The 20,380-nt window shown below is 47.4% G+C and carries 14 protein-coding genes; 8 read left to right on the top strand and 6 right to left on the bottom strand.

The annotated features are described in order from the left end of the window. Window positions 1–65: 65 nt before the first annotated feature. Together AB6805_RS04395 and AB6805_RS04390 are read left to right on the top strand one after the other, a co-directional pair. On the top strand, window positions 66–1,586 hold the full coding sequence (locus AB6805_RS04395; RefSeq protein ID WP_370908242.1) for a hypothetical protein: 1,521 nt from the start codon (window positions 66–68) through the stop codon (window positions 1,584–1,586). A 73-nt stretch (window positions 1,587–1,659) separates the two neighbouring features. Continuing rightward, window positions 1,660–1,803 (top strand): hypothetical protein, encoded by a 144-nt coding sequence (locus tag AB6805_RS04390; RefSeq protein ID WP_370908241.1) that lies wholly within the window; start codon window positions 1,660–1,662, stop codon window positions 1,801–1,803. 138 nt (window positions 1,804–1,941) lie between these two features. Here the strand turns inward: AB6805_RS04390 and AB6805_RS04385 are convergent, their stop codons facing one another. Next, complete coding sequence (locus tag AB6805_RS04385; protein WP_370908240.1) at window positions 1,942–3,039, bottom strand: alkene reductase; 1,098 nt, start codon at window positions 3,037–3,039, stop codon at window positions 1,942–1,944. Further along, window positions 3,026–4,147 carry an alkene reductase gene (locus tag AB6805_RS04380; RefSeq protein ID WP_370908239.1) on the bottom strand — a complete coding sequence of 374 codons (1,122 nt, stop codon included), beginning with the start codon at window positions 4,145–4,147 and terminating at the stop codon, window positions 3,026–3,028. Before AB6805_RS04380 ends, AB6805_RS04385 begins: the two co-directional genes overlap by 14 nt. A gap of 93 nt (window positions 4,148–4,240) precedes the next feature. Between AB6805_RS04380 and AB6805_RS04375 the strand changes: the two genes are divergently transcribed. Next, window positions 4,241–5,179 carry a LysR family transcriptional regulator gene (locus AB6805_RS04375; RefSeq protein WP_370908238.1) on the top strand — a complete coding sequence of 313 codons (939 nt, stop codon included), beginning with the start codon at window positions 4,241–4,243 and terminating at the stop codon, window positions 5,177–5,179. Here AB6805_RS04375 and AB6805_RS04370 read toward each other — a convergent pair. After that, a complete protein-coding gene (locus AB6805_RS04370; RefSeq protein ID WP_370908237.1) occupies window positions 5,144–6,253 on the bottom strand; it encodes a helix-turn-helix domain-containing protein in 1,110 nt (369 codons plus the stop codon). The two genes, AB6805_RS04375 and AB6805_RS04370, sit on opposite strands and share 36 nt — an antisense overlap. Window positions 6,254–6,482: 229 nt before the next feature. On the opposite strand from AB6805_RS04370, the gene AB6805_RS04365 reads away from it, so the two are divergent. After that, window positions 6,483–9,359: a TonB-dependent receptor gene (locus AB6805_RS04365; protein WP_370908236.1), complete on the top strand. Its 2,877-nt coding sequence runs from the start codon at window positions 6,483–6,485 to the stop codon at window positions 9,357–9,359. A 31-nt stretch (window positions 9,360–9,390) separates the two neighbouring features. After that, window positions 9,391–10,200, top strand: coding sequence for a tyrosine-protein phosphatase (locus AB6805_RS04360; protein WP_370908235.1), 810 nt, complete (start codon window positions 9,391–9,393; stop codon window positions 10,198–10,200). Window positions 10,201–10,234: 34 nt separating this feature from the next. Here AB6805_RS04360 and AB6805_RS04355 read toward each other — a convergent pair whose 3' ends face one another. The 3 genes from AB6805_RS04355 to AB6805_RS04345 form a co-directional block, all read right to left on the bottom strand. Then, window positions 10,235–11,389 carry an MFS transporter gene (locus tag AB6805_RS04355; RefSeq protein WP_370908234.1) on the bottom strand — a complete coding sequence of 385 codons (1,155 nt, stop codon included), beginning with the start codon at window positions 11,387–11,389 and terminating at the stop codon, window positions 10,235–10,237. Window positions 11,390–11,482: 93 nt separating this feature from the next. Further along, on the bottom strand, window positions 11,483–12,919 hold the full coding sequence (locus AB6805_RS04350) for an ATP-binding protein (protein WP_370908233.1): 1,437 nt from the start codon (window positions 12,917–12,919) through the stop codon (window positions 11,483–11,485). Window positions 12,920–13,185: 266 nt separating this feature from the next. Then, on the bottom strand, window positions 13,186–13,914 hold the full coding sequence (locus AB6805_RS04345; protein ID WP_370908232.1) for a porin family protein: 729 nt from the start codon (window positions 13,912–13,914) through the stop codon (window positions 13,186–13,188). Window positions 13,915–14,434: 520 nt separating this feature from the next. On the opposite strand from AB6805_RS04345, the gene AB6805_RS04340 reads away from it, so the two are divergent. Genes AB6805_RS04340 through AB6805_RS04330 form a run of 3 tightly spaced genes read left to right on the top strand, consistent with a single transcriptional unit; the run spans window position 14,435 to window position 20,368 of the window. After that, entirely contained in the window at window positions 14,435–17,524 is a 3,090-nt protein-coding gene (locus tag AB6805_RS04340) for a SusC/RagA family TonB-linked outer membrane protein (protein ID WP_370908231.1), read from the top strand. A 21-nt stretch (window positions 17,525–17,545) separates the two neighbouring features. Beyond that, window positions 17,546–19,174 (top strand): RagB/SusD family nutrient uptake outer membrane protein, encoded by a 1,629-nt coding sequence (locus AB6805_RS04335; protein WP_370908230.1) that lies wholly within the window; start codon window positions 17,546–17,548, stop codon window positions 19,172–19,174. A 9-nt stretch (window positions 19,175–19,183) separates the two neighbouring features. Further along, window positions 19,184–20,368, top strand: coding sequence for a glycosidase (locus AB6805_RS04330; protein WP_370908229.1), 1,185 nt, complete (start codon window positions 19,184–19,186; stop codon window positions 20,366–20,368). The last annotated feature ends 12 nt before the right edge of the window (window positions 20,369–20,380 follow it).

Genomic DNA, 20,380 nt, shown 5'->3' with positions numbered 1-20,380 from the left:
TGCAAACCCACGGCGGCGGTCACTTACCGCCGCCGTTTATTTTTAAAAAGATGTTAAACAGGAACATGTATTTTTTTCTATTCGCTATGCTGGCCGGCGCCTGTAGTAAAGGATCTACCGCTGTTACTACCGTTGATGCCGCACAAACCCACACTTACTATGTTGCCGCTAATGGCGATAACTCGGCTGCAGGAACAATCAGCAAACCGGTACGCAACATCAACATCGCTTTGGCAAAGGCGCTTCCCGGCGATACCGTGATGGTGAGAGCCGGTACTTACGGGGAAAAGGTGGTTTTTCCACGCGCCGGCCGGCTGGAAAAACTCATCACACTCAAAGCCTATCCCGGTGAAAAGGCGGTGATTGATGGCACCGGCATGATCGTTACCGGGAGGGAAGCGCTGGTTACTATCAGTAATACAAGCTATGTGGTGCTGGAAGGATTTGATATCTGCAATTTAAAAAGTACTGCAGCATGGGCCAATGTGAATGGAATTACCGCAGACGCAGGTGCCAGTAATATCATCATCCGGAAAAATAAAATTTATAACATAGAACATAACGTGGAACCATCGCAGGGCAGGAGCGGTCATGGTATAGAAATTATCGGCAACACCGCCGATGTGATGAAGAACATCCTCGTGGAAGATAATATCATTCATGACACTAAAACCGGGTACAGCGAAAACCTCACCATCAATGGTTATGTAGATGGATTTACGATCAGGAGAAACACGATCTACAACACCGAAAACATTGGTATCGATGCAGCCGGTGGCTACGCCGCCAATACCAATCCTGCATTGAACTATGCAAGAAATGGCCTTATCTCCGAAAATGAATTGTATAACATTGACATGACACGTGGTCCCGTTGGCGGTGCGCATGGTCACGGCGCTATTGCTATTTATGTAGACGGCGCCCGGAATATCACCGTGGAAAGGAACCGCATCCATGAAGCCGACCGCGGCATCGGTATTGTCAGTGAAAACGATGCATATCCTACCAGCAATTGCATCGTCAGAAATAATTTTGTGTCTAACTGCTGGCGCACCGGTATCTATCTCGGCGGCTACCTGGGGTATACATCCGGCGGTACACGCAATTGCTACGTGGTAAACAATACCCTGTTGTTCAACGACCGCGAGCCGGGCGCTTTTGGCGAAATAGAAGGAGAGATCCGCCTCACGGAACAATGCTTTGACAACGTGATCCGCAATAATATCGTATATGCGAGGCCGGTAGATATCTTTGTGCATAAATATACCGGTACCGGCTCCGGTAATATCATCGATAATAACCTTTACTTCACTACCGGTACGCCGCAATGGATCTGGAATGGTACCAATACAAATATCATTACGGATTTCAATACCTGGAAAAGCACTTCCGGCACCGATGCCAGCTCCGTGTATGGTACAGATCCTTTACTTATCAGTACAACAATACCTGACCTGCACATTGCTCCCAATTCACCCGCCCGCAATACCGGTGCAGTGATCTCTGAAGCAGTGAATGGTAGTCTGGATATCGACGGTAACGCCCGTATCGTTAATAACAAAATCAGCAAAGGAGCACAGCAGTGATAAATCCCCTTTTTACGTGATTGACGGTAACAGATTCTTATCGTAGATTGAAGTAACCTAAATCTGTATCAATATGAAAAAGAAAATCACTTCAAAGCTGAAGCTTACAAAAATTACCGTTGCCAGCCTTAGTAAAGCGCCACAGGAGAAAAGCAAAGAACGTACTTTGCCCACCACGCAGTTTATCTCCTGCGGAGAAACTTTTTGGGTATGCTAATAGCCGGATGCCCAATGGCTAAAGTTTGTTTTAGTTGACTTGAACCCGCTGTCACAGGCGGGTTCAATGTTTTTATCTCCAGCTGTAAAAGTGAATTCATAAAAAAAGCATTACGGTATGAATCGTAATGCTTTCTTTTTATCGTGTTGCTTCATACACCGGGTAGTCTGTATACCCATGTGCGGCCCCTCCATAGTGTAAATTCCGTTCGGGTTTATTTAATGGCCAGTCGTTTTTTAGTCGGTCAGCGAGATCAGGGTTGGCAATAAAAGGTTCTCCCCATGCAGCCAGGTCGATGATGCCGTCAGCTAAGTACTGCTCCGCTTTTTCCCGGTTCATACCACCTGCCAGTATGATCACGCCGTTGTATTGTTGTCTGAACCGTTCCAGGAAGCCGTCGGGTAAAGCAAAGCTGCCTCTCGATTGCTGGTCCATGATATGGATATAGGCAATGTTCCGCTTGCCGAGTTCAGTGGCCAGGTAGTTGTAAGTAGCCTCCAATTCATCATAGTGCGGCATTTCATGCAAGCCCCCATATGGTGTAAGACGGATCGCTACTTTCCCCGCACCAATATTCGCAATGCAGGCATCGATGGCTTCCAGTAAAAAGCGGCTGCGGTTAATGATACTGCCGCCATATTCATCGGTGCGGTTATTCACAAAAGGATTCAGGAACTGTTCAATGAGGTAGCCATTGGCGCCGTGGAGTTCTACTCCGTCGAAGCCTGCTTTCACTGCATTGGCAGCGGCATTGGCAAAATCCTGTACCACTGCTTTTACACCCTCGGTGGTTAAGGCTACCGGAACAGCGCAGGGAACAAAAGCTTCCTGGCCGTTTTCATTGTAGGCCCATGCATGCGAATTGGCGGCCCGGATGTTGGAAGCGCCTACCGGTGCAGCGCCGCCAGGTTGATTGGTGGTGTGTGATACGCGGCCTACATGCCACAACTGCGTGAATATTTTACTGCCTGCTGCGTGAACAGCGCTGGTAACCAGTTTCCAGCCCTCTACCTGTGCCGGCGTAAACAAACCGGGAATATGCAATACGCCCGATGCCGTAGGAGAGATGGAAGTGCCTTCCGTGATGATGAGTCCTGCGTTGGTGCGTTGCCGGTAGTACAACGCATTCATTTCATTGGGTATGCCGTTTGGATTCCGTGCGCGTGTCATGGGCGCCATCACGATCCTGTTCTTTAATGCCAGGCCTTTGCGGGTATATGGTTCAAATAATAGCATTTGTTGTTTTTTTAATAATCGGATAATCGGTATACCCTGCGGCGCTGCCACCAAAAAATTTTGACCTGTCAGGCTCATTCAGCGGCAACTGGTGTTGCAGGCGGTAAGGCAGATCGGGATTGGCAATAAAGGGGCGACCAAAAGCGATGAGGTCTGCCCATCCTTTCTGCAGCGCTTCTTCCGCCCTGGCAACGGTGTATTTACCGGCATAAATAAGGGTACCGGAGAAGGCTTCCCTGTAAGCTTCCTTAAAAGCCACCGGCATCACGGGTGCATTGTCCCAGTCGGCTTCCGCGATGTGGATATAAGCAATGCCTATGTCGTTCAATACCTTGGCTGCCGCGATATAAGTTTCTTCCGGATGATCGTCCATAGCGCCCATCAACGTGGTCAACGGGGCCTGGCGCACGCCTACACGGTGCTTTCCGATAGCATCTGCTACTGCGGTTACCACTTCTTTCAGGAAGCGCAAGCGATTTTCCAGCGAACCGCCGTATTCATCTGTTCTGTGATTGGTTTGTGAATCGATGAACTGCTCAATCAGGTAGCCATTGGCGCCATGCAATTCCACGCCGTCGAAGCCAGCTGCCACCGCATTTTTGGCGGCTTGCGCAAAATCGCTGATAATAGCCTGTATTTCGGCTTTGGTAAGCTCACGGGGCATAGAGTGCTGGATCATTTCCCCGGCGCCGTTTTCGGCTCCTTTTCCTGTGGGATCGGCAAATACTTTCACGCCTTCTGCCAGGATAGGGGAAGGCGCTACCGGCGCGGCGCCGTTTTCCTGTATGGAGATATGTGAAACCCGCCCCACATGCCACAACTGGGCGAAGATGAGGCCGTTATTGGTATGCACGGCATCTGTTACCTGTTTCCAGCCCGCTATTTGCTCCGGGCTGTAAATACCCGGCGTCCAGGCATAGCCCTGGCCCTGGCGGCTGATTTGTGTGCCTTCTGATATCAGCAGGCCCGCCCCGGTACGCTGACTGTAATATTCTGCCATCAATGCGGTGGCCACATCGCCGCGGGCCGCTCTGGATCTGGTCATTGGCGGCATTACAATCCTGTTTTTCAGGTGAAGTCCGCCAAGTGTATATTCTGTAAAAAGCATCGTCTTCGTATTTTGATAAGGCAAAATTCTTCCAAAATTTGTTATTATCATAATTATTTAACTTATACCTTTGTATCAGAAAAATGATATCATATGGGACTCAACCTGGAATGGCTCCGTACCTTCAAATCCATCTATGAACAGGGCACCCTCACCGGGGCGGCGCAGGAACTTTTTATTTCACAACCAGGCGTAAGCCTGCACCTCAACTCCCTCGAGGCATATACCGGCTATAAATTATTTGATCGCTCGGCCAAAAAACTGGTGCCTACCGAAAGGGGAAAAGTGATCTATAATTTTATCGAGGAACCTTTACTCAAACTGGAAAATGCAGAACAGCTTTTTCATAAAAGTACCAAAGCCGACAGGGCCACCATCAGCATAGGCATGTGCTTTGAAACATTTCAATATACACTGGAGAAATATATTGCCACCCTGCCCTTTAACGTCATCATTAAATTCGGAGACTACCCGCAAATGATCAACGATCTCGATAAAGGATTGCTGGATCTTATTATCACACCGCAAAAAGGAGATCAGAAAAACCTGGAGTTTAAACCATTTTCAAAAGAAAGGATCGTACTGGTGGCCGGTGGCAAAACAGATATCAAACCACTGAACGCTTTATTGAAGAAGAAAGATCTCAAAGCAGCGGAGAACTGGCTGAAAGAACAACTGTGGTACAGCACCGCGGCGGACATGGAGCACCTGAAACGATTCTGGCAGTTCAACTTCCATCATCAAATGGATTTTAAACCCAACTACATTGTTCCAAATATCTGCTCTATTGTGCGCTGTCTCAGTGGAGAAACCGGCTTTTCGGTAGTACCCGACTTTTTGTGCGCCCGCGAAATTGAAACAGGCAGCATGAAACTGGCGTGGGAGGGAGAATCGATCATGGAAAATACCCTGTATTTCGGTACACGGAAGAAAACAATGTATGCGGCGGAAATAGATAAAGTACAACGGATATTTTCTACGGAACTATATAGTCCTTCAGTCGTGAATAGTTACGCTGGTAGCCACCAGTGATTTAATATACTCAGTAGGTGTAAGACCGGTTATCTTTTTAAAATACTGGTTGAAAGATGACTTGGCTTTAAAGCCGCAATCATACGCCAGTGTTAACACGTTCACCGGCAGCGCTTTTTCGTTCATGAAACGGATCTGTTCCATCGCCCGCCGGATACGCCATTCATTGATATACTGGTAAAACGATTTGCCGGCATAACTGTTCAGCGTTTCTGAAATATGATACTTGCTGATCCCGGCGCCCTGCGCGAGTTTATCGAGGTTCAGCTCCGCATCCGTAAATATTTTTGTTTTATGAAGATAAGCTTCCAACGATTGTAACAGCAGCCGCTGCTCCTCAGTACTGAGATGCATTTTGCGGGAAGGCAATACCTCCGCTGCTGGTCCGGCTATTACTTTCACCGGCTGCGTGCCCATGATCCCCACATACTTGTACCGGATAATCACCAGGCACACCACTAACAGTAAGGAATATACGATATCTCTGCAGATAATATTATACGAGCCATCCAGCATATGCGCCGATTGCGCGGTTTTAAATCCCAATGAAATAACACTGATAATACCCAGCAGGTAACTGATACTGTTGATCAGCTTCTTCTCCTGCGGCATATCAGGTAATTCCTTCGCAATGCGGAGTGATAACACCGGAAACAGGAAACCCAACACCATCATCAGCCATGTGGTGGTTTCATTGTAGTAATACAATACAGCATGACCGGCATCCGCCGACCACATCAACACGCACACCACCGTAAGATAGCCCACCGCGCCAAGCATAAACGGCAGGAAAACATACCACCGCGAAGCAGGAATAAACGCGGTATCCCGCCGCTGGCAGGCATATAAATACAGCAACGGACCGTAGCAAAAACCGATAAATGTATTCATCTGCGTACGCACTTCGGGGTCGTTCACAAATGAGTAAATGCAAAACTTGATAGCGAGATGCGCAGCAATACTACACAGCAACAGGATCAGCAGAAAATCTGCTTTACTGCGCAACTTACTGCTGCCTAGTAAAGCAACTGCGGTAAGTGCCTGAAATGCTCCGATGGCAATAACATATATCATAGTGCGGATATGCACCGAAAGTATAAAACCAATATTACCGGAATGTTAAACCTGCTGCATCGGCTGGCTGGTGATCCATTTGGTAATGATTTCGTAACACATGCTAATGTATTGGTTTTCAATAAAAGTGAGTACGTTTAAAACAGAAAATACACCTACGCGTAGCGGTAGTTGGATGCGGTCGTAGTCATCATCAGCAACCCCCACTTTTGTTGAAAAATACCTTCATATGGATCGCATTTTTATACCATTAAAACGCTCCCGTTACTGCACATTACTGGTTTTACTGGTAATGGCCGGCACGGCAAAGGCACAAACCATCAAAGGAATTATCAACGGCAGGGAAGGACACCTGCCCGGCGCTTCTGTACAAACCGCGGGAACCAAACAAGGCACCGCCACCGATCTGAATGGCGCCTTCACCATCAACGTACACACTACCGGTAAAGTAACATTGCTGGTATCTTATATAGGACACGAAACGCAACGACTGGAACTAACCGTAAAACCCGGTATCAACGACGCGGGTAATATTACACTGTCGCCCACCGGCGGAAAACTGGGAGAAGTACTGGTAAAGGGAACCATGGCGCCTTCCACGGTGAAAGCACTCAGCATCAAGAAGAATTCCCTCGCCATCATGGACGTAATTGCGGCCGATGCCATCGGTAAATTACCGGACCGCAATGCCGCCGAAGCGGTACAACGTGTACAGGGAGTGGCGGTAGCCCGCTATCACGGAGAAGCCGATGCCGCCACCGTGAGAGGTACGCCCTTCGCATGGACATCCACCCTTTTCAATGGCAGCCGCCTGCCAAGCGCCAACGTACTCGGTAACCGTAACTCGGTGCTGGACGCCGTGCCCTCAGAAATTATCCAGTATGTACAGGTGGCCAAAGCCATCACACCAGACATGGAAGGCGACGCCATTGGCGGTTCCATTAATTTCATCACCCGCACCGCTCCCGCTAAAAGAACACTCAATGTTAGCGCGGCAGGCGGTTACAATACTTTTTCAAAAGACGCTACCTACAACGCATCCCTGGTATACGGAGATCGCTTTTTTAAAGATAAACTGGGCGTCATGATTGCCGGCGCCATCTGGGACCGCCAGTGGGGAACAGATGCCTATGAAGTGGCCTACAATACCGGCCTGACCAATCCCGCACAACAAAAATCTGTCAGCACCGTCATGCTGAAACGGTATATGGGTAAACGCCAGACCTATGGCGCCAACGTTGGCCTTGAATATAAATTCAATTCCTCCAATAAAATATTCTTTCGTGGCCTGATGGATAAATTCAACGATATCCGCCCGGTATATGAATCCTATGTGGATTACAATAACAGCCGCTATCAGTATAACTACCGCTACTCTTACTATCAGACCGTGCTCAACGGCGGTGAACTGGGCGGCGAACATCAGCTGTCTTCCAAAGTGAAAATGGACTGGACCATCAGCGACTACTACACAAAATATTTCCTGGAAACACCGCCCACCAACGATAATAAAGGATTACCCATCGCTACTTTCCGGCAGAAAATAACCGGCGGTTTTAATAATCTTTCTGCAGATGGGAAACGGTACTGGGGTTTCGATTCACCGGAAGGTGTGGGCGGTGATCCGCTGCACTTTGATGCCGGCATCAAAAACAGCGGAGAAGTAATGGACGCGTCGAAGCTCACCTTGCAGCAGTTAGTAATTGCGCAACTGGATACAAAAGAAGAAGATAAAACAGCACAGTTGAACTTCAAAGTGAGCGCCTCTTCGCGGGTAAACCTGAAGTTCGGCGCCAAATACCGGCATAAAGACCGCGCCGGTACGTATGGCTCCAACATTGTATACCTCCCCGGCGCTGCACTGGGCATTCCCAAATCGCCGGACCTGCTGCCGCTGAATACACTCCAGCGCACCGATTTCCCGGTACGTGGCGGCTTCTTCCAGGGACTGAAAGGTAACTATGATCAGTTCATGATAGATCCCATCACCAAACAACAGCTGTTTGATTTGTATGATACTGCCACCCTGCGGAAAAACGGCTTTGCCGACTACACTTCTAAAACCAATGCCACCAACATTTATACAGGTACAGAAAATGTAGCTGCCGCTTATGCCATGGCAGAAATCGATCTCACAGATAAATTAAAAATGATTGCCGGTGTCAGAAATGAATACACGGCATTTACATTGCATGGCTCCAAAGCCACTGCTGAAGGCACTCCAAAAGTAACCACCATTACACCAGCCACTGTGAAAAACAACTACAATGCGCTGCTGCCCATGATGCACCTGAAATACAGCATCAACGACCAGGCAAACCTGCGCGCCGCTTATACCCGTACTTTCATCCGTCCGAATTTCACGGATCTCACACCCGGCGAATCTGTGGATAACACCGGCTCCAACGTCACCATCACCAAAGGAAATCCTGATCTGAAGCCAACCTTCTCCAATAACTTCGACCTGATGGGTGAATACTATTTCAAAAATATTGGTCTCATTTCCGGGGGTGTTTTTTATAAACAGATCAGCAATGTAATTTTTGCCAATAAAAATTATTACACGGAGAATGGCGTGAACTATGTAGTGGCACAGGCAAAAAACCTGAACAATGCAACGCTCGCCGGGCTGGAAGCGGGTATCAACAAACGCTTCGATTTTTTACCGGGCATCCTCGGCGGATTGGGCGCTGAACTGAACTACACGTTTATCAGTTCTTCGGTAGAAGTACCCAGAACCGTGAGCGGGAATAAGATCACGGATAAAACCAGTTTGCCTAACCAATCGCGTCACCTTTTTAACAGCATCCTCTTTTATGAACGCAATGGTCTTATGATCCGTATTGCGGGCAATTACCGCGGCGCATCCGTGGAAACGATCAACCAGCAGCTGGGTAAGGATTTTTATATCTGGACAGATAAGAACTTTACCGTAGATGCTTCCGCTACCGTAAACATCACCTCCAAAATACGGGTGTTTGCAGAGCTGAACAACATCACCAACGAACCACTGAAAACCTATATGGGTGACAAACGCCGTGTTGCTGCCGAAGAATGGTATGGCAGTCGTGGTCAGGCTGGTATCCGGTGGGACATCATCAAATAACATCATCTCTCAAAAAAATAACAAATACAATATGAAAAGAATAATGCTGGTACTGGCTATAGCCTTACCCATGGCAACCTTTGCCCAATTGGCCGATAGCGCACAAAGAGTTGTGCGCATGCAGGGAGCGGTTAACTTTCGCGATGTAGGCGGATATAAAACAACAGATGGTAAAGAAGTCGTGTGGGGAAAAGTATTCCGCTCTGCCGATGTCAGCCATTTAACAGACCAGGACCTCACCGTACTGGAGCAGAAACATATCCATACTGTAATAGATTTCCGTGGGATAAAAGAAGCCGCTGCGGCGCCGGATCATTTGCTGCCAAAAACGGATTACCTGCTGTGCCCCGCCGGCAGCGATAGTTTGCCAGGTGCTGCACAAATGGGCGAAATTATTAAGAAGGGTAATTTCCTGGAGAAGTTTTACGGCAACACCCAATACCTGGGCGATCGTTATAAGCCACTGTTCCAGAAACTGCTGGTGTTACCGGCCAATGAATCCATCATGTACCATTGCACCGGTGGCCGCGACAGAACCGGCATGGCTACTGCTTTGTTCCTTTATGCATTAGGTGTACCACAACAAACAATCGAAGCCGATTTCACCGCCAGCAATGTATACCTGTTGCCCATGAATAAGCGGATGTTCCAGGGTATGCAAAAAAGTACAGGTATGGATGAAGAAACGATCCGTAAAGCACTGGAACTGAAACCGGAATTGTTGCACAGCCTTTTTAATGCCATTAAAGGCAAATATGGCACAGTGGAAAATTTCTTTGAGAAAGAATTAGGTATCGGGGAAAAGGAGCGGGCGATCCTGAAAGAGAAGTACACTATTTAGTAGTAAAAGCGGAGGGATTTCCCTCCGCTTTTACTTATTCCTTCATTCCTTTTACAAGGGCTACAATCGCTAAACCGCACATTGCCATAATGGCAAACGACCAGCGTAAACTGGTAGCCTGGGCCACTAATCCCACCAGTGGCGGCACTATCATAAATCCAAGATAACCGATGGTGGAAATGGATGCCAGCGTTTGCCCGCTGTTGGTACTCTTCGAGCGTCCTGCCAAACTAAATACGAGTGGCACTACACATGCTACGCCCAGTCCGGCAAAAATAAACCCGATACCGGCAGTAACCGGATAAGGCAGCAAAATAGCCAGCAATAGCCCGCTGAGAATGAACCAGCCGCTATATAGCAGCATTGATTTAATACCCAGCCTGTTGACGAGCCTGTCGCCGATAAAACGCCCGGTGGTCATGGCCACCATGTATATACCAAATGCAGCTACGGCAGTGGATTTAGTGCTGCCAACAATTTTTTCAAAGTATAGCCCGCTCCAGTCGTACATAGTGTTCTCCGTAGCCATACACGCGAAGCAGATCAAAGAGTATTTCAGTAATGATTTATCGGGAAGCGCAAAGGCCGCTCTCTTTACTGTTTCCCTCACCGGTTGATCCGGTAATGTTTTTGGATAATAATAGATGGTGAATACCAGTAATAAAACACTGATCATCAGCAAATGATAGGAAGGCGCCACGTTCATAGTCACCATCAGGTATCCAATAGCCGCCCCTGCGAAGCCCGCCACGCTCCAGATGCCGTGGAAGGTGGTCATAATAGATTGCGGGAACAGGTGCTGTACCTGTACCGCCTGCGAGTTCATGGAAAGGTTCAGCAGGTTACGGGCTGAGCCAAAACAAAATAATACCAGCGCCAGCTGCCAGATACTGGTGGTGAAACCAGGCAGGCTTAGTATCAGGTTAAACACCATCGCGCCAAATACCATGATCTTCCTGGCACTGAATAGTCCCAGCAGCCTGCCGGTAATGGGCATTGTAAGCATCAGCCCGATAGGCAGGGCTAATAATACCAATCCGAACTGCGCCTCGTTTAAATGCAATTGTTGTTTGATAGAGGGTATCCTGGAAGCCCAGGAGGAATAACCTAATCCGGAGATGAAAAAGAAGACGGAGATAGCGATGCGGTATTGCCTGGCATCGGTTTCATTTTGAATATTTGCTAACATGATCTGCGCTCACACACCTGTTTGTGGCATTTGACGACGCAAAATTAGGCAAATCCGGGGAGAAATGGCCTTGGAAATGCAGGGGATTGTATTTTACCGTTTAAACAAGTCTTCCATCGTTACTTCGTTCTGAATGATTCCTGTTTTATATACATTGTCTTTGGTCCCGTAAGTAGTCACCATTGTAAGGAACAAAGTCTTCTTTGTACCCGTCTTTTCCTTAAAAACGTGCAATTTGTTTTCTAATTCAGTAGCATAGGATTTATCAATAGAAAATGTGGCATTTGAAAATTTCATTTCACAGACATTGATACAGCCGTCCTGCCTGTCAAGCAGCAAATCTATCTGGGCACCCTTTTCTTTTTTTTCAGGTGTTGATCTCCAGGCAGATTCTTCTGTATAGACACCGGATATCCCCAAAGCATGTTTAATCTGGTTGGTGTGCTTCAGGCAAATACCTTCAAAGGCACTACCGCTCCAGCTCTTCCATGACTGAGAGGTCGACAGTTTCATCCAGGTCCCCTTTCCTGTTGCCCTGGTATGCTCAATGAATTTGAGGTAGAATAAGCTGTATTCATCAATTAATTTATAAACCCCATCCCGTGTATTTTTTTGAAATGGCATATACATATTCACAAAAGCGGACTGGATCAGCTCATCAAGCAGCCTCGTTGTGGTACCACCAGTGTGCAGATTACAGGCTTTAATGATCTCTTTTCTTGTTAAACCTGACGGCTTTGCCGCCAGAGCCTTTACAACTATGATATGGCGGTCAGCCATTTCAAATAATGAGTGATACAGATTATTGAATTCACCTATAAGCAGTCCGTCTTTTGTAAAACACAGGCGATCGATGGCCTGTGTGGCACTTTCCCCTTTTGTGATCTCCTTCAGGTAATGCGGTACTCCGCCAAAAGCCATATATATATGCAATATTTGGTATGTGTCCAGATTCACCGATTTACTGTGGAGATAAACTGATGTTTCATAAAGGGTAAAAGGTAGTAAACGGATTTTTTTTGTAATCCGGTTATGCAGTCCTCCTTTATTATTAACAATTTTCTGAATCATCCATGATGCTGCGGAGCCACAGATAGCGACTATCAGTTGAGGTTGCTTTGATCCCCACGAATTCCAGAAATATTCAAATGCGGATAAAAAACCAGATTTGTGAGAACTTAGCCAGGGAAATTCATCAAAAAATATCACCTTCTTTTCCTTTCCCAGTAACGGTGTCGAAAATTTTATGAGCAGAAGAAATGCTTCCGTCCAGGTTTTCGGAACCGCAGGCGGTATCGGTGAATTTAATGCAATGGCAATACTGTTTCTGAAATTCTCCAGCTGTTGCTGAACGGAGGCATTATGTACGCCTGAGAATTCGCAAATGAGCTGTTTATGATAAAACTGCCGGATCAGGAAGGTTTTTCCTACCCTTCTTCTTCCATATACAGCAACAAGTTCTGCTTCTTTAGAAACCAAAGTCTGTTGTAGTATCTTTTTTTCGCTCTCCCTCCCGATCAGTTTTTCCATATTGAAATAATTTAATATTTTAGCAGTTATGGCTGCGGATATATTTTGATTGGCAGCCATAACTATACAAATATACATACTTATGGCTGCGGATCAAAATATATCCGCAGCCATAACTGTTAAAATGCTGTTTATTCAGGGGTATTTCCGCCAGGATGTGGGAGTGGCCGGGAGCCGCTGTTGCCTGTTCCTCCATGGCGGCTTTGAATGAAGCATTATCTTGGCAACAAGTACTTAAATACTGTTTTATCTTCATTGATAAGAGATCACAACCTATACCCCACAGTAACAGATAAATTCCTGTTTTTATAATCCCGTTCGGAATAAGTACCCTCCTCCTTAATCTCCCCGATATTTATCAAACCCGGCTCATAGTTTACCCCCAAAGAAAACCTTTTATATTCCACCCCCACACCGGAGCTTATCCCGAAATCCGTTCTTGATAAAGGGTGTCGTGTATCCCCGAATGTATCCGTTGAGGTTTTTTCATAATCGGTTTTGCCGGACGAGTGAACTGTTTTGTTCTTTGTTACCTCTTTTCCCCCGATACCATAAGCAATATAAGGCCCTGCATTTATAAACAGCCGGGTACTGGAAGTAAGCGGGAGTTTATACCCGATAAGAAGAGGCAACTGAAGATAAGTTTGATTGGTTATTATTTTGCTATAGGTGATCGGCGCATTGCTGCCGCCAATCCACCTTTCAGCACTTTCATGTATGGTCCCTTTGACGGTGAGTGAAACGCCGGATCGTAAATAAACCGCATCCGACAGGTTGTAGTCTGCAATAAATCCCACCTGGAACCCGGGCTTACTCTTCTTGTCTCCAATAATATAGTTCACTGTTTCATGGGCGTTCGACAGGTTAAACCCGGCGTTTACTCCAAACGTGAAGGGTTTGTGTTGGGCAGTCACCTGAAGGACTGATAGTAGTATTACACAGGTTGAAATAACTAATTTTTGGACATTCATGCTACAGTATAAATTTATCTTCATCCGGGAATAGGTTTAAATCCGGCGCATTGTAAGCGCTGCGGAATAAAAGTAAATATTAAAAGTTCTTTTCCTGGAGAAAAAAAGGCGCTTCTTATCAAGGATGTTTTTCTTCCGCGTATGCTTAACATCATTATTTGATTGAAATAGTACAACATTTGGAAAAGAAAGTGTCATTAAAGTATTTGATACGTCCGTACTTTTAGTGTCCTGATAACACTCGTACGAACGTTATGAACAAAACTACTTTTACAGGCAGTACTTACGGGACTTCCAGCCTTCTTTGCGAAAGAAAAAAGGAATCCGGATCAGCGCTGCATCATTTGATATTATATCAGCCGGGCTTAATGCATACTACTTGTAAGCATAAGCTGCGGATTAAAAAAGTACCGGTTTAAACATCTCCTGAAGTCAGCCAGCAACCAAGTCATTATTCACATATAAAAACAGTTCACCGGAAACACCCGTTTCCGGAAAAGGAATCTTTTTGCCTATCTGTACTACACAATTTAATATGACCGTTATGAAACGATGCCTTCTTTTTATTTTCTTTCTCACGCTGATAGTACCACTGGGTACCTATGCGCAACAGCAAACAGTAACAGGAGTGGTACGGGATGCCACCACCGGCATAGCTCTGCCGGGTGTAAGCGTACAGGTGACCGGCACTACCGCCGGTGCGGTAACAGATGCTGCTGGTAAATACCAGCTGAATATACCCGCTAACGGCACGCAGCTCAGCTTTACTTTCATGGGATACCTGGCCAAACAGGAAACCCTTGCCGGCCGCCATACGATCGACATTCAACTGCAACCGGATACTAAAGCGCTTGGTGAAGTCATCGTAGTTGGATATGGTACGCAACGTAAATCAGATCTTACTTCTTCTATTACCAAAGTAGATCTTGCCGGTGTAAAAAGCGCACCGGTAACAGGCGTGGAACAGGCATTACAAGGCCGCGCCGCCGGTGTAACTGTTACGTCTGCATCCGGCGTCCCCGGCTCACCGGTAATGGTCCGCATCCGTGGAATAGGTACGGTAAATAATAACGACCCGCTCTACGTGGTAGACGGTGTGCCGGTAAGTGGTATGAACTATCTCAACCCTGCCGACATAGAAAGCATGGAAATCCTGAAAGATGCTTCTGCTACCGCCATCTATGGCTCCCGCGCTGCCAACGGCGTAGTGCTCATCACCACCCGGAAAGGTAAAGCTGGTAAATCACAGATCACACTGGATGCATATTATGGTCTCAACAGTCCGTGGAAAGATTATAAACCTGCCGGCCGCGATGAATACCTCTACATGGTAAAAAATGTATACGGCGAAACTACCGATCAGTATAAAGATGCACTGGCACAGTATAACAAAGGATATAATACTAACTGGTGGAAAGAAACCGTGAAGAAAAACGCCCCCGTGCAAAGCTATAACCTCGGCGTATACGGTGGCACCGACAAAGTAACTTATGCCATCAGCGGCGGTTACTTCGATCAGAAAGGTATCATCGATCCCTCTGATTTTAACCGCATCTCTTTCCGTGCCAATACTTCTGCGAAAGCAAAAGAATGGCTTACTATCGGTCAAAATCTCAGCATCTCCAACGAACAAACAAATGTAATCGGTGATGAAATACCCGGTATCATGGGCAACATCATTCCCTACGATCCGCTGATCCCGGTGCTGGACCCGTCAAAAGACCAGAGCGATCCATACAGCAAATGGGCTACCTCTGCCACCGTATTCGGCAGCAGCCCTAAAGCCATCCTGGCAAGGGAAGTAGGCAAGCGCAATACACTGCGCATGGTAGGAGACGTTTTCGCTAACGTAAACATCCTCAAAAGCCTCGTGTTTACCACCCGTTTCGGATTGAATATTTCCCGGGCAGACGAATGGACTTTCAGCCCCACTTATTATATGAAGCCGAGCGACCTGCTGGAAACGCCGCAGGCCAATTCTTCAAAGGCGTCTAATAATTATTACAACTGGACAAACACGTTGAACTGGACGGAGACATTCGGCCAGCATCGCCTCAATGTACTGGCAGGTATCAGTGCAGAACGCAGCCGCGATACCTATCTTAACGGCAGCAAACAAGGGCAGCTGGGCAATGAAGAAAACTATTGGTTCCTCGATGCCGGTAATATGAACGACAAAAGCGGCGGCGGCGCAGCGCGCTGGTCGCTGATATCACAGTTCGCACGCGCCAACTACAGCTACGCCGATAAATACTTGTTCTCTGCAAGTGTGCGCCGCGATGGCTCCTCTAACTTCGGTACAGATAAACAGTTTGGTGTTTTTCCTGCTGTTTCCGGTGGTTGGGTGATCAGCAGGGAACAGTTCTTTAAAGATATCGACCTTGCCTGGCTGACCAATGTAAAATTGCGCGCAGGCTGGGGACAAGTAGGTAATCAAAACATTCCCAACGGCGCCTACACCACGTTTGTAGCCAACAGCCTGGGTCGTAACTACCTGCTTGGTAACGGTACATCCGTGGTAATGCCGGGTTACTCTATGGATAATCTTGGTAACGGGAATATCAAATGGGAAACAGCGGAACAGTCGAACGTAGGACTGGAACTCGGATTATTTAAAAACAGCCTGAAAATTGAAGCGGAATATTTTAACCGCAAAACAAGGGATATGCTCATCGCTATGCCAACTGCTTCCATGTTTGGCGTGCCTTATCCCTGGGTGAATGCCGGTAATGTAAGCAACAAAGGCTTTGAGCTTTCCGCGAATTATGAAGGCGACGCCGGTGCAATACACTATGCTGTTGGTGGTAATATTTCTACCTATAAAAATGAAGTGCTGAGTCTCGGCGGCGGTCAGCCATATGTGGAAGACGTAGGCTGGCAACTGCGTGTACTCAGTTTCTCCAGAACAGCAGAAGGTCATCCCATCGGTGAATTCTATGGCTGGAAAACAGATGGTATCTTCCAGTCGCAGGCCGATGTGGACAACTACAAAAGCAGCAAAGGTGAAGTGATCCAGCCCAACGCAGGTCCCGGCGATTTCCGCTTCAAAGACCTGAACGGCGACGGCGTGATTAACGATGCAGATAAAACCGCCATCGGCAGCCCCCATCCCAAATTTACCTATGGCGCAAATATCAACCTGTCGTATAAAGCATTTGATTTCTCCCTGTTCCTGCAAGGCGTTTCCGGTAATAAACTGTTCAATGCCACCAAGTATTTAACAAAGCATCCACTTGGCTTCAATAACGTGGAGGCCGGCGCTGCCTACAACGCCTGGACGCCTGAAAATCACTCCAACGAATATCCGAAAATGTCGGTGAACGATCCGAACGATAACTACCGCGCATCCGACTGGTATGTGGAAAACGGCAGCTACCTGCGCATCAAAAATATCCAGCTGGGATATACTTTGCCGGAAGCATTAATCAAACGCATGGGGCTACAACAGTTACGGATATACGTAGCTGCGCAAAACCTGTTCACCTTCACAAAGTATACCGGCCTGGATCCTGAAGTAGGCGCTTACCAGTTAAACAGCAGCGACCAGAATAAAATGTCGCGTTTGATGGGTGTGGATAACTACACTTATCCACAGGTGCGCACGATGCAGGTAGGTGCAAGTTTGAAATTCTAATAACTTTTTAACTGACAAGAAATGAAAAGGCTGATATATATAGCATTACCGGCAGCACTCTTACTGGGCAGCTGTTCAAAAGATTTTATCAAAGGGGACGTGCCTGCCAAAACAGACGTCAACCAGTTCTATAGCAATGCAAAGGAAGTAAACATGGGCCTGATGGATGCCTATGATGCTTTCCAGGAAGAAGAATCGCAACTGGCCCGCTTCGTATATGGCGATATGGCCAGCGACGACGCCCTGAAAGGCGGTGAAACCATCGGCGACGGCCCGGATATGGAAGCCCTGGTGGAATGCCGGCCACTGTCTACCAACGACTGGTCCTATAAGCTGTGGACACAATGTTACAAAGCCGTCACGAAAGCAAATATCCTGGTGGAGAGTATTGATACCAAAGCGGATTTTAAGGGAGATGAAACCACGAAGAACCGTTACCGCGCAGAAGCACAGTTCCTCCGCGCCCTGGGCTACTACTACCTGGCAATGGCCTATGGCGATGTGCCCCTGTTCACTAACGGCGTTACCAACTATACACAGGTAGATCCGAAAATGATGATCAGGAAACCGGTGGCTGATGTATGGGCACAGGTGGAAAAAGACCTGAAGGAAGCTATTCCCGCACTTTATACCAAACAAACTATTCCTTCTTCAGAACTGGGGCGTGCTACGAAAGGCGCCGCCCAGGCGATCCTCGCAAAATCACTGATGTTTCAGAAGAAGTATGATGCAGCCGTGCCGGTATTATCAGACCTGGTAAAGAACGGAGGCTACCAGCTGGCGCCCACTTTCAATTCGCTGTGGCGTCCGGGTACGGGCGATTTCAACGCCGAAAATATTTTTGAAATCAACTATACCAATACCTGGAACTGGTCCAGCGATGGAGAAGGCGCTATCCGTAATGTATACGAATCGTCCCGCAACACATGGGGCTGGGGCTTTAACCAGCCAACACAAGACCTGGCCAATGAGTTTGAAGCAGGCGACCCACGTATCATTTATACGCTTACCTATTCCAAAGATATTTTCCAGGCAAAAACACCTGCGGAACAGGTGGAAGAAAAGAATTCCATCAACAACGTATATCAGTACCATTCCTATAAAGTGATGATGCTGCAGGCAGAACGTGATGGCATGACCACCGGCGGCGCCGGCATGAACGAAAAAATTGTTCGCCTCGCAGATATGTACCTGTTGTATGCAGAAGCACTCGTGCGGTCAACTGCCGCTAAAGATGTAAACACCGCCGTATTTTATCTCAACGAAATACGCAAACGCGCTAACAACACACCTAAAGCCGACCCGGTGCGTGTAAAGCAACAATTTACCGTTGCAGCCAACACCTTGCCGATGCGTGTGTATACCAGCGATGTGCAACTGCTGAAAGATATTGCGCATGAACGCCGCGTGGAACTGGGTATGGAAGGCGTTCGTCTCTGGGACCTTATCCGTACAGATAATACCGTTGCACTGGATGCTTACTACAAAAAATGGGGCGCCAACGGATATGAAGCAAGGGGCGATCTGAAAGGAAAATTCTATGGTACCTGGATCAGCAAATTTGCCGGTGGTAAGTATCCCACCTTCCCCATTCCTCAAAAAGAAATTGACTTGTCGCAGGGCAACCTGAAACAGACCAGTGGATATTAAATCATGTTTATGGAGTATACAATGAAAAACACAGCCCTGCAGGTAGAACAGCTGCAGGCACAATATGAGCAACTGGTACGACGCACCAATGAACCTGCGGGTACATACAATGGTATTTATGACAGGTATAAGTATCCCGTACTAACGGCAGCGCATATACCTTATTTCTGGAAATTTGACCTGAACCCGGTTACCAATCCATTCCTGCAGGAACGTATCGGTATTAACGCGGTATTCAATGCAGGCGCCATCCGGCTGAATGGTAAGTTTTACCTCGTGGCCAGGGTGGAAGGCAGCGACCGTAAATCTTTCTTTGCCGTAGCTGAAAGTCCAAACGGTATCGATCAATTCCGCTTCTGGGATTATCCCGTTGCGCTGCCACAGGTGGCCGACCAGGAAACCAACGTATACGATATGCGTTTAACACAGCATGAAGACGGATGGATCTACGGCCTGTTTTGCGTAGAACGCAGGGATCCGGCTGCCGCTCCGGGCGATCAATCCGCCGCGGTGGCGCAATGCGGCATCGTCCGCACTAAAGATCTTCGCTCCTGGGAGCGGTTGCCGGATCTGCAAACACCTTCCCCCCAACAACGGAATGTAGTGCTGCATCCGGAATTTGTAAACGGCAAATACGCTTTTTATACCCGTCCGCAGGATGGTTTTATTGAAGCCGGAAATGGCGGTGGCATCGGATTCGGGCTGGCAGACGATATTACCAACGCCGTTATTCACGAAGAACAACTGCTGGATAAAAAAGTATACCATACCGTATATGAAGCAAAGAACGGCCTGGGACCAGCACCTGTTAAAACAAGTAAAGGCTGGTTGCATTTAGCTCATGGTGTTCGCAACACCGCCGCAGGCCTGCGTTACACGCTCTATGTATTTATCACCTCGCTGGAAGAACCCACCGAGGTAATACATAAGCCTGCCGGCTACTTCATGGCGCCGGAAGGAGAGGAGCGTGTGGGAGACGTATCCAACGTTTTATTTTCCAACGGTTGGGTAACAGACGAAGAAGGAAATATCTTTGTATATTATGCTTCGTCAGATACGCGTATGCACGTTGCCGTTACCACGGTGGATAAAATGCTGGACTATGCCATCAATACACCGGCAGACGGTTTTACGTCCGATAGCACGGTACAACGTATATGCGACCAGGTGAGTAAGAACCAGTCATTTCTGTAATGTTTAAATGAA

The sequence above is a fragment of the Chitinophaga sp. RCC_12 genome, assembly GCF_041360695.1.
In the GTDB taxonomy this organism is placed as follows: Bacteria; Bacteroidota; Bacteroidia; order Chitinophagales; family Chitinophagaceae; genus Chitinophaga.
The sequence above is the reverse complement of the archived record's forward strand: the minus strand, read 5'-3'. Positions and strand labels throughout refer to the sequence as shown.

Excerpts from the sequence above, each read along its gene's own strand:
- AB6805_RS04345 (WP_370908232.1), bottom strand. The coding sequence starts at position 13,914 with ATGAAGATAAATTTATACTGTAGCATGAATGTCCAAAAATTAGTTATT.
- AB6805_RS04370 (WP_370908237.1), bottom strand. The coding sequence starts at position 6,253 with ATGATATATGTTATTGCCATCGGAGCATTTCAGGCACTTACCGCAGTT.
- AB6805_RS04355 (WP_370908234.1), bottom strand. The coding sequence starts at position 11,389 with ATGTTAGCAAATATTCAAAATGAAACCGATGCCAGGCAATACCGCATC.
- AB6805_RS04350 (WP_370908233.1), bottom strand. The coding sequence starts at position 12,919 with ATGGAAAAACTGATCGGGAGGGAGAGCGAAAAAAAGATACTACAACAG.
- AB6805_RS04385 (WP_370908240.1), bottom strand. The coding sequence starts at position 3,039 with ATGCTATTATTTGAACCATATACCCGCAAAGGCCTGGCATTAAAGAAC.
- AB6805_RS04390 (WP_370908241.1), top strand. The coding sequence starts at position 1,660 with ATGAAAAAGAAAATCACTTCAAAGCTGAAGCTTACAAAAATTACCGTT.
- AB6805_RS04360 (WP_370908235.1), top strand. The coding sequence starts at position 9,391 with ATGAAAAGAATAATGCTGGTACTGGCTATAGCCTTACCCATGGCAACC.
- AB6805_RS04375 (WP_370908238.1), top strand. The coding sequence starts at position 4,241 with ATGGGACTCAACCTGGAATGGCTCCGTACCTTCAAATCCATCTATGAA.
- AB6805_RS04380 (WP_370908239.1), bottom strand. The coding sequence starts at position 4,147 with ATGCTTTTTACAGAATATACACTTGGCGGACTTCACCTGAAAAACAGG.
- AB6805_RS04340 (WP_370908231.1), top strand. The coding sequence starts at position 14,435 with ATGAAACGATGCCTTCTTTTTATTTTCTTTCTCACGCTGATAGTACCA.
- AB6805_RS04365 (WP_370908236.1), top strand. The coding sequence starts at position 6,483 with ATGGATCGCATTTTTATACCATTAAAACGCTCCCGTTACTGCACATTA.
- AB6805_RS04395 (WP_370908242.1), top strand. The coding sequence starts at position 66 with ATGTATTTTTTTCTATTCGCTATGCTGGCCGGCGCCTGTAGTAAAGGA.
- AB6805_RS04330 (WP_370908229.1), top strand. The coding sequence starts at position 19,184 with ATGGAGTATACAATGAAAAACACAGCCCTGCAGGTAGAACAGCTGCAG.
- AB6805_RS04335 (WP_370908230.1), top strand. The coding sequence starts at position 17,546 with ATGAAAAGGCTGATATATATAGCATTACCGGCAGCACTCTTACTGGGC.